Here is a 13,742-nt window from a genome sequence, read left to right on the forward strand (position 1 = left end):
CCGCCTCGTCATGGCCCCATCGTAGGCTGCGGGAGTGGCCGACCCCGTCAATGACCTGCGACGACTGGTGTGGCAGGGCCTGGCGCGGACACCGCGCCCGGTGCGCGAGCTCGCGACCCTGCCGGTGCGCCGCCGCGCCGACGCGCAGCTGCGGGCCCTGGCGCCCATGCCGCCGGCGCGACGCCGGCTCTACGTCGGTCCGTGGAACACCGCCGGGCAGGCGTGGGAGTGGGCACGGTCCGCCGAGCGGCACCTGGAAGGGGTCGCCGCGCAGAACCTCTGGGCGCAGCGCAGCCTGTCCCAGGCGCACTTCCGCTACCGCGCAGACCACGAGATCAGCGTGCTGGCCCAGCGTGGTCGGGTGCGCGAGATCCACGGGGAGCGGGTGCTGCAGGAGGCGACGCACGTGCTGCACGAGTCCGGCCGGCCGGTCCTCGCCGACTTCCACGCGGGCTCGATGCTCGAGGACCTCCCGGCCCTGACCGCGGCGGGCGTCCGCCCCGCGGTGCTCTACCACGGCAGCGAGGTGCGCGACCTGCGCGAGCACGCCGGGCGCTACGCCAACAGCCCGTTCCGGGTGCCCGAGCGCGACTGGGACGACTACCTCCGCACGCTGCAGGCGGTCGTCGACCGCAACCGGGCCGACCTTCTCCGCTGGCAGGAGCACGGGCTGCCCGTCCTCGTCTCCACCCCGGACCTGCTCGACGTCGTGCCCGGCGCCAGGCTGCTGCCGCTGGTCGTCGACGTCGACCGCTTCGCGGCGGCCGGGGAGGCCTCTGGCATGCGCCCGCTCGAGCGCGAGCGGCCGGTCGTCCTGCACGCACCCTCCAACCCGCGGCTGAAGGGGACGCAGGTGGTGGAGGAGGTCCTGCACGGTATGCAGCGCGCCGGGCTGGTCGACTACCGCCGCCTCACCGGTGTCCCCCACGAGCAGATGGCCGCCTTCGTCGCCGACGCGGACGTGGTGGTCGACCAGGTGGTCCTCGGCAACCCCGGCGTGCTGATGACGGAGTCGCTGGCGGCCGGGCGCGTCGTCGTCGCGCACCTGTCCGCGCAGGTGCGGGGTCGCTGGGCGGACACGCGGGCGACGACGGACCCCGGCTCCCCCGTGGCGGCCGCGCCCCCCGTGGTGGAGGCCGACCCCGACACCCTGCGGGAGGTGCTGGGGGACGTCCTGGCCCGGCGCACCGCATACCAGGAGATCGCCTCCCGCGGCCCGGGGTGGGCACGCGCGCACCACGACGGCCGGCGGGCCGCGGAGGTGCTCGGCAGCTGGCTCGACGGGGCAGCCGCCGACGGCTGAGCACCACCGACGACGGCGGCGCCTCGCGGCGGGTCAGGCCGAGGACCGCCCTCGGCGCCACCACCGGCCTCGGCGCTTCCCCGCAGCACCGCCCGGCCCCGGCCGCTCCTCGGCCCCGGCGCTCCCGTCCCCGTCCCCCACCCGCTCGTCCCGCAGCCGCCGCCAGGCCAGCACCATCTCCTCGACGTCCACGCGCCCGACGACCGGCGGCGACCCCGCCCCCGCGTAGGGCCGGCGCCGGTCGGCCAGCACCCGCTCGTTGAAGTCTTCGAGGCGTGCCCGGACGGCGGCCTCCTCGGCCAGGCCCGCCAGCGACCCGGGGAGGCCGGCCTTCTCCCGGCGCAGCTGCAGCACCCCGGGCAGGGCGTCGGACAGGTCCAGCTGCTCGCGCTCGATCAGTCCGCGCACCCACCAGTCGGGGTCGGTGGTGATGTCGACGTCGCGCAGCGGCCGGCCGGCACCGGGCAGGTCGGCGAAGGCGCCCTGCCGCTCGGCCTGGGCGATCGACCGGTCCACCCAGCTCTGGATGCCCTCCGGGGTCATCCGGCGCCGCGGCTGGGGGCCGATGCCCAGCTCCGCCAGCTGCTCCTCGGCGTCCGGAGCACCCGGCCGCTGCCCGGGGCGTCCCCAGGTCGGGCGCCCCTGATCGCGTCGCTCGTCGCGTCCCTCGTCCTCGGTCATGGCTGGCCACCTCCGTGCTCCCCAGCGTAGGTGCCCGCCCCCGAGGGGGTCTGTGGCGTCCACCACACGACCGGCGTGTGCAAAGGTCTGTGCATGACGCACAGGATCGTGGTGATCGGCGCGGACGCGGCCGGTATGTCGGCCGCCCACCAGGCGCTCCGCGCCGCCCGCCGGGCCGGACGGGAGATCGAGGTGCTCGCCTTCGAGGCCACCGCGCACACGTCCTACAGCGCGTGCGGCCTGCCCTACTGGATCGCGGGGCAGGTGGGGTCCGGGGACGACATGGTCGCCCGCACCGCGGCGCAGCACGTCGCTGCCGGCATCGACCTGCGGGTGGGCACCCGGGTCACCGAGGTCGACCTGGACGCCCGCACCGTGACGGCGCAGGGTCCCGGTGGGGTCAGCACCCATCCCTACGACGACCTGGTGGTCGCCACCGGGGCCGCACCCTTCGTGCCCCGGCTGGGCGCGCGGGGAGGACGGCGCCCTGCTCCCCGGCACCGGGGTGGTCTCGACCCTCGACGACGGCCGGTACTGGCTGGACGAGATCGGGGGCGAGAGCCGCGATGTCCTGGTCGCCGGCGGCGGCTACATCGGCCTGGAGATGGTCGAGACGGTCCTCGCCCGCGGGCACCGGTGCACCCTGCTCACCCGCGGCCGCTTCCTGCACACGCTCGACCCGGAGATGGGCCAGCGGGTGGTCGACGCGATGCGCCGGGCCGGGGCCGACGTGCGTGAAGGAGTCGAGGTGACCGGCCTGGACCTCGACGGGGACCGGGTGCGCGGCGCGCAGACCGCCGACGGCACCAGCGTGCCGGCCGACCGCGTGGTACTCGCGCTCGGCCTGACTCCCCGCTCGGACCTCGTCGCCGGCCAGCTGCCGCTGGGCAGCCGTCGGGGGCTCCTGCCGGACGCCCGCGGCCGGGTCGACGCCGACCGCGGCGTGTGGGCGGCCGGCGACTGCTGCGAGGTGCACCACCGGCTGCTCGACGAGCGCTCCTTCCTGCCCTGGGCACGTACGCCAACAAGCTCGGCCGGGCGCTCGGGGACAACCTGGGCGACCCCGCCAGCCCCCTGACCTTCGACGGCGCCCTGGGCACCGCGATCACCCGCTTCATGGGCGGGGACGAGTACCTCGAGATCGCGATGACCGGGCTGACCGAGGAGGTCGCGCTCGGCAGGGGTCTGGACGTGCTGGCCGCGACCCTGGAGGGGAGGACCGCCTCGGGCTACATGCCCGAGGCCGAGCCGGTCGCGATCCGGGTGGTCGCCGAGCGCGGCACCCGCCGCCTGCTCGGCGTCCAGATCGTCGGCGGGCACGGGGCGGGCAAACGCATCGACGCCGCCGCGGCGGTGCTCTGGTTCGGCGGGACGGTCGACGACCTGGCGTGGATGGACCTGGCCTACGCACCGCCGTTCGCGACCGCCTGGGAGGTGCTCTCGGTGGCTGCCCGCCGGGTCGCCGAGCGGCTCTGAGCGCCCTGGCGGCCCGCGGTCCCCACCGCCCCCGTCTACGGCAGCGCAGCGTCCGCGGGCAGCACGACCTGAGCGGCGTCGCGGCCGGTCGCCGCCAGGCTCCGGTGCTCGTGCACCCACCCGGCGAGGTGCCGTGCCCGCTCGGCCCGCTGCTGCGGCGTCTGCTCGCCGGCCCGGCGCAGGGCGGCGACCATCGCCCGCGCGACGGGCGTCACGTCATACCCCACCGCCTCACCGAGGTCGTGCTCGGCGACGTCGAGCGCCGCCGGGCCGGGCCCGGCGAAGACGACCGGGGTCCCGCAGGCGAGCGCGGCCAGGACCTTGGTCGGATAGGCGAAGTCGTAGCCCACCCCCGGCTTCACGCTCACCAGCGCCGCAGCGGCGCCGCGCTGCCACGCCGCCGCCTGCTCCGCCGGCGCGAGCGGCCGCAGCTCGACGGCGCCCTCGGGCAGCTCGTCGCGCACCCGGGCCAGGGCCGGCCAGGAGGACCCCTGGCCCAGGAACACCAGGCGCGCCCCCGGCTCCTCGCGGACCACCTCGCGCATCGCCTCGGCGAAGACCTCGGCGCCCTGCCACTCCGAGGCGGTCCCGGCATACACGAGGTAGGGGGTGTCCGGGGCGTCCGGGTGCCGCTGGCCCCCGGGGGTGAAGACGTCGGTGTCCACGCCGTTGGGCACGACGGTCACCGGGGCGGCGGCGCCGGCGAGGGCCCGGACCCGCTCGGCCACCCCTTCGGAGACGGCGAGGACGTCGCGGGCCCCGCGCAGGGCGAAGCGCTCCACCCACCGCATCACGGTGACGACCGGGGCGGGCGCGCCCGTCGAGGCGGTCGCGTCGGACCAGACGTCGGCGGCGTAGTAGACGTAGGGGACCGGCCGGCGCGACAGCAGCCCGCGCACCGCCAGCGCCACCCGGGCGACCGCTCCGGTCGTCGGCGGGGGCTCGACGACCACCACGTCGGGGCGGACGGCCGAGAGCAGCCGCACGGCCAGCGGCAGGTCGAAGGACAGGTAGGGCAGGTAGCCGCGCACGTAGCCGGTCGCGTCCCGCAGCACCGGCCACCGGGACACGCAGACCCGGCCGGGCCCGGGCGAGAGCGGCGGCATCGCGGTCTCCCGCAGCGCCGGCGGTGCCGCGGCGGTGACCACCGCCACGTCGGCCCGTTGCGCGAGGGATCGCACGAGGGCGCGCAGCCGGAAGGTCGCGGCCGCGGCCTCCGGCACGAAGATCCGGGTCGCGAGCAGGACCCTGGGCCGCCGGCCCGTCACAGGGTGACGGTCTGCCCGGTGGCGGCGGAGGTGAGGACGGCCTCGACGACGCGCAGGGTGTGGACGCCGTCGGCCATCGAGACCACGGCGGAGGGGCGGCCCCACAGGGCGTCGCGGAAGTTCTCCTGCTCCACCAGCAGCGGCTCCCGGCGGGAGATCGCGAAGGTCGTCGAGTCGCCCTCGGACACGCCCCGGAACGCGCTGGCCCGGTCCCACTCGGAGGTCACGTCACCGTTGGCGATGAAGGTCAGGTCACCGGTCAGGGTGTTGGCCACGAACGCACCCTTCTCCCCCGTCGCCACCGTCTGACGGACCTTGAGCGGGGAGAGCCAGTTGACGGTGTGCGAGACGATCACCCCGCTGGCCAGCCGGCCCGTGGCCACCACCATGTCCTCGTGCTCCCGACCGCTGCGGTGCGTCACCTCACCGGCCACCCGCTCGTAGTGCGACTGCGCGATCCACGCCGCCAGGTCGATGTCGTGGGTGGCCAGGTCCTTGACCACGCCCACGTCCGCGATCCGCCCCGGGAACGGCCCCTGCCGGGAGGTGGTGATCTGGTACAGCGCCCCCAGCTCCCCGGCCTCGATCCGGCGCCGCATCTCCAGCAGCGCCGGGTTGCACCGCTCCACGTACCCCACCGCACCGACCAGGCCCGCGTCGGCGAACGCCTGCGCCACCCGCTGCCCCGACTCCGCCGTCGCCGCGATCGGCTTCTCCACCATCGTGTGCACCCCCGCCCCGCACAGCGCCAGGGCGACCTCCTCGTGCGACCACGTCGGCACCGCGACCATCGCCGCGTCGATCCCCGCCCCGATCAGCCCCTCCACGCCGGGCAGCACCGGCAGGTCCCCGGCCACCCCGTGCCGGTCGCCGTAGGGGTCGGCGACCGCGACCAGCTCCATCCCCTCCACCGACCGGATCACCCGCGCATGGTGCCGGCCCATCGAGCCCAGCCCGATCAGACCCATCCGCACCGTGCGACCCTCCGCCAGCACGCCCGCACCCACCTGCCCGGACATCAGCCACCAGCCCCGACCACGGCGTGCACCGCAGCGGCGACCCGCTCCAGGTCCCCCTCCGACAACGAGGGATGCACCGGCAGGCTGATCACCTCGGCGGCCGCCCGCGCCGTCACCGGCAGCTCGCGGGCCGGGGCGAACCGGGCCAACGAGACCAGCTGATGGTTCGGCGTGGGGTAGTACACCCCGCACCCCACCCGGTGCTCCTCGCGCAGCGCCTGCACCACCCGGTCCCGCTCCGCCGCGCTCGCACCCTCGACGCGGACCGTGTACTGGTGGTAGACGTGCGTGCACCCTTCGCGCACCGGCGGCGTCACGACCACACCGGCCAGCGCCTCGTCCAGCCACGCCGCGTTCGCGCGCCGCTGCTGCGTCCAGCCCCACACCTTGCCCAGCTGCACCCGTCCGATCGCCGCGTGGATGTCGGTCATCCGGTTGTTCAGCCCCACCACCTCGTTGGCGTACTGCCTCTCCATCCCCTGGTTGCGCAGCAGCCGCACCCCGCGGGCGATGTCCTCGTCCGCGCAGGAGACCATCCCGCCCTCCCCGGAGGTCATGTTCTTCGTCGGGTACAGGCTGAACATCCCGAACACCCCGAAGCTGCCCACCGGCGCACCCTGATAGGTCGCGCCGTGCGCCTGCGCCGCGTCCTCGAACAGCTGCAGCCCGTGCTCGGCCGCGACCGCGCCCAGCCCGTCCATGTCCGCCGGGTGACCGTAGAGGTGCACCGGCATCACCGCGGCCGTCGCCTCGCTCACCGCCGCCTCCACCGAGGCCGGGTCCAGGTTGAAGGTGTCCGCGCTGATGTCGGCGAACACCGGCGTGGCCCCCGTCAGCGCCACCGCGTTGGCCGTCGCCGCGAACGTGAACGAGGGCACGATCACCTCGTCCCCCGCACCGATCCCCGCCGCCAACAACCCCAGGTGCAGACCCGAGGTCCCCGAGTTCACCGCCACGCACGTGCGACCCCCCACCAGCACGGCCGCGAACTCCTCCTCGAACGCCGCCACCTCCGGACCCTGCGCCACCATCCCCGAGGCCAGCACCCGGTCCACCGCCGCACGCTCCTCCACCCCGATCACCGGCCTGGCCGCAGGGATCATGGGCAGCTCGGACGTCTCGGTCATCAGGTGTCGCCTTCCGGGGTGAGGGTGCCGCGGTTCTCGCGGTAGAGGTCGCCGGTGGTCGGGCAGCGCCACTGCCCGGGGACGGTCGTCTGCTCCAACGGGTGGCCGGCCCGGCCGACCCAGCCGACATGGCGGGCCGGGACCCCGACGACCAGCGCGTGCGCCGGGACGTCCCGGGTGACGACGGCGCCGGCCGCGACGGTGGCCCACTCCCCGACCGTCACCGGCGCCACGCAGACCGCCCGGGCCCCGATCGAGGCTCCGCGGCCGACGGTGACGCCGACCGACTCCCAGTCGGCCGCGCTCTTCAGCGAGCCGTCGGGGTTGATCGCGCGCGGGAAGGTGTCGTTGGTCAGCACCGCGGCCGGCCCGACGAAGACGCCGTCGGCCAGCTGCGCCGGCTCGTAGACGAGCGCGTAGTTCTGCACCTTGCAGTGGTCGCCCAGCCGCACGCCGGAGCCGATGTAGGCGCCTCGGCCGACCACGCAGCCACGGCCCAGGACCGCTCCCTCGCGCACCTGCGCCAGGTGCCAGACCGAGCTGTCCTCGCCGAGGCTCGCCTGGGGCGAGACGTCGGCGCTGTCCACGATGCGGGTCGCCACTGCACTCCTTGCTGCCGGGCTCGTCGGGCGTCCCGCCTCGCGTGCGGGACAATGTCCGGTATGACCCTATCGCCCCGGCACGACGACGCCTGGTTGGTCATCCCCCTGTTCGACGAGGCGACCGTCATCGAGCAGGTCGTCCGGGGGGCGCGCGAGGTCTTTCCCCACGTCGTCTGCGTCGACGACGCCTCCCGGGACGGCTCGGCCGCCCGGGCCGAGGAGGCCGGGGCGGTGGTGGTGCGCCACCCCTTCAACCTGGGTCAGGGGGCCGCTCTCCAGACGGGTATGCGGTACGTGCTCGAGGCGACCGACGCGGCCTACCTGGTCACCTTCGACGCCGACGGCCAGCACCAGGTGCAGGACGCGGCGGCGATGGTGCGACGGGCCAAGGAGGAGGACCTCGCGGTCGTCTTCGGCTCACGGTTCCTGGACGGCCGGACCAGGCCGGGGCTGCTGAAGAAGATCGTGCTCAAGGCGGCCGTGTGGCTGACCAACCAGCAGACCGGGATGCGGCTGACCGATGCGCACAACGGGCTGAGGGTGATCCGCCGGGACGCAGCGCAGACCCTCGACCTGCGCCAGAACCGGATGGCGCACGCGACCGAGATCGTCCTGCAGCTGGGCCGCACCGGGCTGCCGTGGGCCGAGCACCCGGTGCACGTGCTCTACACCGCCTACAGCCGCAAGAAGGGCCAGTCCCTGATCAACTCGGTCAACATCCTCGTCGACACGCTCCTGAAGTGAGGCAGGCACGACCATGCTCGACCAGCCCCTGGACCAGCCCCTGATCAAGACCGTCCTGCTCGTGGCGGTCGTCGTCATCACCCTGATGCTCAACCGCTCGACGGCCGGCTCGCGCCACCAGGCGGTGCGCCGGCTGCTGCTCGTCGGGTTCGTGCTGCTCGCCGCGGCGGCCGTCCTCTTCCCGCGCCTGCTGACGCAGGTGGCCCAGTTCCTCGGCGTCGGGCGTGGGGCGGACCTGCTGCTCTACGGGCTGACGGTCTTCTTCCTGGGCTACGTCGCCTCCTCCTACCGCCGGATGCGGCAGGTGGAGCAGCAGGTGACCACGCTGGCTCGCGAGCTGGCGCTGCGCCGGGCCGTGGAGGAGCAGCACCACGCCACCGGCACCGAGGAACGGTGAGGACGGCACGGTCCCGCACCAGCACCCCGGTCGAGCGGCACGAGCGCGTCCTCTACCGACTCTTCCGCCTGAGTCTCTGGGGCAAGGGCCTGCTGGCGGTGGCCGAGCTGGTCAGCGCGCTCGTCGTGATGTTCGTCCCGCACGGCTGGTGGGTGCGAGCCGCCGTGGTCCTCACCCGCGGGGAGCTCATCGAGGACCCCGACGACCCGGTCGCCACCTGGATCCGCGACCACGCCGGGTCGGTGTCGGGGTCGACGCAGTGGTTCGTCTTTCTCTATCTGCTCAGCCACGCGGTGGTCAAGATCGTCCTGGTCTGGGCGCTCCTGCGCGACCGGCTCTGGGCCTACCCGTGGATGATCGGCGTGCTGGGGGTCTTCATCGCCTACCAGCTCTACGTCGTCGTGACCCAGGGATCGGTGGGGATGGCGCTGCTCACCGTCCTCGACGTCCTCGTGCTGGCGCTGACCTGGCACGAGTGGCGGCGTCACCGGGCCCGCCGGCACCGCCACCTGGCGGGCGGCGACCCGAGGCTCACAGGTGGCTCAGGACGGTCCTGAGCACCGTGGCGTCGACCGCCCCGACGATCGCCCCCGGCGTGCTGCGGGGCCCGTAGGGGCCGCCGTCGTCGGTGCCCACGACGCCGCCGGCCTCGTGCATCATCAGCGACCCGGGCACGTGGTCCCAGGGCATGGTTCCGCGGTAGATGAGCGCGTCGCACCCTCCCGTGGCCAGGTGCGGGTAGTCGATGCCGCAGCTGGCCCACGTCAGGGCGAGCGGTCCGAGCGGGCCCAGCATCGTGCCGACCGCGCTGCGCCGCGAGGTGCGCACGTCCCACTCCTGGGGGCTCGGCGCGGGCTCGTGGACCCGGACCCGCTCGCCGTCGCGCCACAGGCCGGCCCCCAGCTCGGCGACATAGGCGCTGCGGTGCTGCGGCTGCCAGATCCACGCCCGCACGGCGCGGCCGCCGTGCACCTCCGAGACCATCACCGCGTGGTCGGGCGAGCCGTGGACGAAGTTGCGGGTGCCGTCGACAGGGTCGACGGTGAACGCGTGGTCCGCGCGGCGGAACGCCTCCAGGAGTCCCTTGTCCCCGGCATACGCCTCCTCCCCCAGGACCAGCGCGTCGGGGTAGGCCGCACGCAGGGCCGCGGTGATGATCACCTCGGCCTCCTGGTCGGCGACCGTGACGAGGTCGCCGGCGTGGGTCTTGGAGGAGACCTCCCCGTCCTGGAGGGCGCGGAAGCGGGGGTCGATCACCTCCGCGGCGGTCTCCTGGAGCAGGGTGAGGACGGCAGAGGTGTCGAGGGGCACGGCTCCCACCATGTCACGCCCGCGTCGGCGCTCCCGACCGGCGTCCGACCAGCTGCTCGGCGCCGGTCACCTCCGGGTATGCCGTGGTGCCGCTCGTCGTCGCGCTCGCGGGCCCACCCTCAGGTCTGGGCGGACTTGACGGCGATGACCGGGACGTTGGCCTCGAGGAGGATCTTCTGCGCGGCGGACCCCAGCAGGAGCTTCCCGACCGCGGTGCGGTGCTTGATCCCCATGACGATGCAGCTGGCACCGACCTCGGCGACGACGTCGAGCAGCGCGCCGACCGGGTCGCGGTCACGCGCGTCGAGGGCACGCCGGGTCACCGTGACGCCCTCGGCGTCCTCGACCTCCGAGCCCTCGCCGGAGAGGTCGACGACGAGCAGGTCCTCCCCGCGACGACGGGCCTCCTCGACGGCGGCGTCCTGGGCCGCGGTCCCCTCGGGGGTGGTGGTGCGGGCCAGCACGACGGTCATCGGAAGCTCCTCCGGTCGGACCTCTGTGGGGAGTGGGTGGTTGACGCTATGTTAAGGCACAAGAGGTCATCGGCGGCGACGGCCGGGAGGACGGTACGGACCATGGTCACCCCTGACGGAGACGAGCCGGCCACCGCACGGGACGCGGTCGCCGTCCCCCAGGGCGCCGCGGCCGGCCGACGAGGGCCCCGAGGTCCCGTCGCGCTCGTCGTCTACGGCGTCGTGGTCGCCCTGGTCGTGGGGTGGGCCCTGTTCAGCTCGGTCCGCTCGGCGCACACCGGGCAGGACCTGCGCGCCAACCTCACGCTCATCGCGCCAGCAGGGGCCGGCGGCGGCTGGGACACCTTCACCCGCGAGCTGCAGGCGGCGATGCGTGCCCAGAAGATCGTCAACAACGTGCAGGTGGTCAACATCCCCGGTGCGGGAGGGACCATCGGGCTGGGCAAGTTCACCACCATGGACGCCCAGGCCGACACGCTGATGACGACCGGCAGCGTGATGATCGGCGCGATCGAGGTCAACGACTCCCCCGTCTCCCTCGAGGACGTCCGACCCCTGGCGCGCGTCTCCGAGGAGTACGACGTGATCGTCGTCCCGGCGGACTCTCCGTACCAGTCGATCGAGGACCTGGTCGCCGACTGGCAGCAGGACCCCGCCGGCTTCCCATGGACCGGCGGGTCCGCGGGCGGCCTGGACCACCTGATCATCGCCGACCTCGCCCTCCTCAACGGCGTCCCCGTCGAGGACGTCACCTACATCCCCAAGTCCGGCGGCGCCGAGGCGATCCAGGTGCTGACCTCCGGGGGCGCGAAGGCCGCGGTGAGCGGCTTCAACGAGTTCGCCGACCAGATCGAGGCGGGCCGCATGAGGGGGCTGGCGATTGTCGCCCCGGAGCGGGTCGAGGGGATCGACATGCCGACCCTGGTGGAGCAGGGACAGGACGTGGTCATGACCAACTGGCGCGGTCTGCTGGCGCCCGCGGGGATCACCGACGAGCAGTACGCCGAGCTGCAGCAGATCATCACCGAGACCGTGCAGACACCGGAGTGGCAGGACGCCATGGAACGCAACAAGTGGAGCGACGTCTTCCTCACCGGGGACGAGCTGGACGTCTTCATCGCGGAGGACACCGCGCAGATCGTGGCGCTGGTCGAGGAGGTCGGGCTGTGAGCGAGGACGACCAGGGGACTCCCCACGACCCGAGGCGGCAGACTGCGCCGACCCTGCAGGACGCACCACCGCCGGGCCGCACCGCCGTCGGCACCGGCACGGCCGACCACGGCTTCTGGCACGGACGCTCCGGGCTGGCCCTGGCGGGGGTCATGGTCGCCTTCAGCCTCTACCTGCTCTACGGCGTCGTCACCATGGAGGTGCCCGACGGCACCGACTTCCCCGGACCGCAGTTCTTCCCGATGATCCTGGTGGTCGTCGGGCTCGTCCTGGCCGCCCTGCTGGTCCTGCACTACCTGCGCAACCCGGAGGTGCCCGAGGACCCCGACCCGACCGGCCCGCGCTACCGGACCTTCACCGACTGGAGCGCCGTGGCGTGGTGCGTCGGCGGGTTCATCCTCTTCACGCTGGTGCTGGAGGTGCTCGGCTGGATCCTCGCGGCCGCGCTGCTGTTCTGGTGCGTCGCCCGCGGCATCGGCTCCCGACGCCCGGTCTTCGACCTCAGTCTCGGGCTGCTGCTCTCCTCGCTCATCTACATCGCCTTCGTGCAGGGTCTCAGCCTGAACCTGCCCGTCGGCTTCCTCGGGGGGATCTGACATGGAGGTGCTCGAGCTCCTCGGGCAGGGCTTCGTCGGAGCCTTCAGCCCGATGAACCTGCTGTGGGTCGTCGTCGGCTGCCTGCTCGGCACGGCGGTCGGCGTGCTGCCCGGCCTCGGGTCGTCGATGGCGGTGGCGCTGCTGCTGCCGATGACGTTCGCGCTGGACCCGACCGGTGCGTTCATCATGTTCGCCGGCGTCTACTTCGGCGGCCTCTTCGGCGACTCGACGATGGCGATCCTGATGAACACGCCCGGACAGGCCTCCGCGATCGCCTCGACCTTCGAGGGCCACCGGATGGCCAAGGACGGCCGTGCGGCGCAGGCGCTGGCCACGGCGGCGATCGGCGCGTTCGTGGGCGGCATGATCGCTGCGGTCGTGGTGGTCTTCCTCGCTCCCCAGCTGGCCAGCTGGTCGGCCAGCTTCGGCTCGGCCGAGTACTTCGCGCTGGCGCTCTTCGCCTTCGTGGCAACCTCCTCGGTCGTCTCCGACTCCGTCGTCAAGGGGCTCGCCTCGCTGGTCCTCGGCCTGGGGATCGCCACCGTGGGCATCGACCCCACGTCCGGCGCGGAGCGGGCGACCTTCGGCGCCCCGCAGCTCTTCGACGGGATCTCGCTGGTCACGGTCACGGTCGCGGTGCTGGCCCTCGGCGAGGTCTTCCACATCGCGGCCCGCATCCGACGCGACCCCGACGTCGTGTCGATGCGCCCCTCGGGCCGGGCCTGGCTCAGCCGCAAGGAGTTCAAGGAGGCCGCACCGGCCTGGGCCCGCGGCACGGCGATCGGGCTGCCCTTCGGAGTCATCCCTGTCGGCGGCTCCGAGGTCCCCACCTTCATGGCCTACGACCTGGAGCGCCGCCTGGACCGACGCCGCCGCGAGCCCGCCTTCGGCAAGGGCGCGATCCGCGGCCTGGCCGCGCCGGAGGCCGCCGGCAACGCCACCACGGGCACTGCGATGGGCGCCCTGCTGGCCCTCGGTCTACCGGTCTCGGCCACGGCGGCCATCATGCTCGCCGCCTTCCGGCAGTACGGCCTGCAGCCCGGCCCGCTTCTCTTCGAGCGGACGCCGGAGCTGGTCTGGCCGCTGCTGGCGAGCTTCTTCATCGCGATGGTGATCCTGCTGATCATCAACCTGCCGTTCGCCCAGCTGTGGGCCAAGCTCCTGCTCATCCCGGCGCCCTACCTCTACGGCGGCATCACGGTCTTCTGCGCGCTCGGCGTCTACGCCACCTCCAGCTCGACCTTCGAGCTCATGCTGCTGCTGGGTATCGGGTTCGTCGGTTTCATCATGCGCCGCCACGACATGCCGCTGGCCCCGCTGATGATCGGTATGGTGCTCGGGCCGCTCGCGGAGACCTCGTTGCGTGACGCGCTGCTGTCCTCCAACGGCGACTACTCCGTCCTCGTGAGCAGCTGGATCACCTGGATCCTCTACGGCATCCTCGCCGTCGTCCTGCTGGTCACCGTGTGGACCAAGGTGGTGCGCCGCACCCGCGCGGACGTCTGAGCCGGCAGCAGCCCCCTCTGAGCGGTCCTCCCGACACGCCGGTTGTGGACAACTGTTCCATCTGATGA

The 13,742-nt window shown here is 73.7% G+C and carries 16 protein-coding genes and 1 pseudogene; 10 read left to right on the forward strand and 7 right to left on the reverse strand.

Annotated elements, in window-relative coordinates; genetic code table 11:
* Positions 1–34: 34 nt before the first annotated feature.
* On the forward strand, positions 35–1,303 hold the full coding sequence (locus tag DV701_RS03695; protein ID WP_162802771.1) for a hypothetical protein: 1,269 nt from the start codon (positions 35–37) through the stop codon (positions 1,301–1,303).
* A gap of 33 nt (positions 1,304–1,336) precedes the next feature.
* Here DV701_RS03695 and DV701_RS03700 read toward each other — a convergent pair whose 3' ends face one another.
* Entirely contained in the window at positions 1,337–1,984 is a 648-nt protein-coding gene (locus tag DV701_RS03700; RefSeq protein ID WP_114927118.1) for a DnaJ family domain-containing protein, read from the reverse strand.
* A gap of 135 nt (positions 1,985–2,119) precedes the next feature.
* Between DV701_RS03700 and DV701_RS19320 the strand changes: the two are divergent.
* From DV701_RS19320 to DV701_RS18400, 3 genes and pseudogenes are all read left to right on the forward strand, one after another.
* Positions 2,120–2,389, forward strand: a pseudogene (locus tag DV701_RS19320) (FAD-dependent oxidoreductase); the annotation flags it as partial.
* Positions 2,390–2,489: 100 nt separating this feature from the next.
* Entirely contained in the window at positions 2,490–3,062 is a 573-nt protein-coding gene (locus DV701_RS18395; protein ID WP_407669360.1) for an NAD(P)/FAD-dependent oxidoreductase, read from the forward strand.
* 38 nt (positions 3,063–3,100) lie between these two features.
* The gene (locus tag DV701_RS18400; protein ID WP_202863621.1) at positions 3,101–3,460 is read left to right on the forward strand and encodes an NAD(P)/FAD-dependent oxidoreductase; all 360 of its coding nucleotides are present in this window, start codon (positions 3,101–3,103) and stop codon (positions 3,458–3,460) included.
* A 35-nt stretch (positions 3,461–3,495) separates the two neighbouring features.
* Here DV701_RS18400 and DV701_RS03710 read toward each other — a convergent pair whose 3' ends face one another.
* The 4 genes from DV701_RS03710 to DV701_RS03725 are packed head-to-tail and all read right to left on the reverse strand — an operon-like array spanning position 3,496 to position 7,476.
* Entirely contained in the window at positions 3,496–4,728 is a 1,233-nt protein-coding gene (locus tag DV701_RS03710; protein WP_114927119.1) for a glycosyltransferase, read from the reverse strand.
* A complete protein-coding gene (locus tag DV701_RS03715) occupies positions 4,725–5,747 on the reverse strand; it encodes a Gfo/Idh/MocA family protein (protein WP_114927120.1) in 1,023 nt (340 codons plus the stop codon). The genes DV701_RS03710 and DV701_RS03715 overlap by 4 nt, the downstream gene beginning before the upstream one ends.
* On the reverse strand, positions 5,747–6,874 hold the full coding sequence (locus DV701_RS03720; protein WP_114927121.1) for a DegT/DnrJ/EryC1/StrS family aminotransferase: 1,128 nt from the start codon (positions 6,872–6,874) through the stop codon (positions 5,747–5,749). The genes DV701_RS03715 and DV701_RS03720 overlap by 1 nt, the downstream gene beginning before the upstream one ends.
* Complete coding sequence (locus tag DV701_RS03725; protein ID WP_114927122.1) at positions 6,874–7,476, reverse strand: acyltransferase; 603 nt, start codon at positions 7,474–7,476, stop codon at positions 6,874–6,876. Before DV701_RS03725 ends, DV701_RS03720 begins: the two co-directional genes overlap by 1 nt.
* A gap of 60 nt (positions 7,477–7,536) precedes the next feature.
* Here DV701_RS03725 and DV701_RS03730 point away from each other — a divergent pair, with 60 nt between their 5' ends.
* From DV701_RS03730 to DV701_RS03740, 3 genes are read left to right on the forward strand one after another with little or no spacing between them, the layout of a single operon-like run.
* A complete protein-coding gene (locus tag DV701_RS03730) occupies positions 7,537–8,220 on the forward strand; it encodes a glycosyltransferase family 2 protein (protein ID WP_202863622.1) in 684 nt (227 codons plus the stop codon).
* Positions 8,221–8,233: 13 nt separating this feature from the next.
* A complete protein-coding gene (locus DV701_RS03735; protein WP_114927124.1) occupies positions 8,234–8,617 on the forward strand; it encodes a DUF2304 domain-containing protein in 384 nt (127 codons plus the stop codon).
* The gene (locus DV701_RS03740) at positions 8,614–9,174 is read left to right on the forward strand and encodes a DUF2127 domain-containing protein (RefSeq protein ID WP_114927125.1); all 561 of its coding nucleotides are present in this window, start codon (positions 8,614–8,616) and stop codon (positions 9,172–9,174) included. Before DV701_RS03735 ends, DV701_RS03740 begins: the two co-directional genes overlap by 4 nt.
* Here DV701_RS03740 and DV701_RS03745 read toward each other — a convergent pair.
* Entirely contained in the window at positions 9,149–9,928 is a 780-nt protein-coding gene (locus tag DV701_RS03745; RefSeq protein WP_228255207.1) for an inositol monophosphatase family protein, read from the reverse strand. The genes DV701_RS03740 and DV701_RS03745 overlap by 26 nt on opposite strands.
* Before the next feature lie 119 nt (positions 9,929–10,047).
* Positions 10,048–10,401, reverse strand: a complete 354-nt coding sequence (locus DV701_RS03750; RefSeq protein ID WP_114927127.1) for a universal stress protein — start codon at positions 10,399–10,401, stop codon at positions 10,048–10,050.
* 102 nt (positions 10,402–10,503) lie between these two features.
* On the opposite strand from DV701_RS03750, the gene DV701_RS03755 reads away from it, so the two are divergent.
* Genes DV701_RS03755 through DV701_RS03765 form a run of 3 tightly spaced genes read left to right on the forward strand, consistent with a single transcriptional unit; the run spans position 10,504 to position 13,674 of the window.
* A complete protein-coding gene (locus DV701_RS03755; protein WP_114927128.1) occupies positions 10,504–11,571 on the forward strand; it encodes a tripartite tricarboxylate transporter substrate binding protein in 1,068 nt (355 codons plus the stop codon).
* Positions 11,568–12,167 (forward strand): tripartite tricarboxylate transporter TctB family protein, encoded by a 600-nt coding sequence (locus DV701_RS03760; protein WP_228255208.1) that lies wholly within the window; start codon positions 11,568–11,570, stop codon positions 12,165–12,167. The genes DV701_RS03755 and DV701_RS03760 overlap by 4 nt, the downstream gene beginning before the upstream one ends.
* Before the next feature lies 1 nt (position 12,168).
* A complete protein-coding gene (locus DV701_RS03765; protein ID WP_114927129.1) occupies positions 12,169–13,674 on the forward strand; it encodes a tripartite tricarboxylate transporter permease in 1,506 nt (501 codons plus the stop codon).
* Positions 13,675–13,742: the final 68 nt, after the last annotated feature.

Origin of the sequence: Ornithinimicrobium avium (genome assembly GCF_003351765.1) — a bacterium.
Lineage (GTDB): Bacteria > Actinomycetota > Actinomycetes > Actinomycetales > Dermatophilaceae > Ornithinicoccus > Ornithinicoccus avius.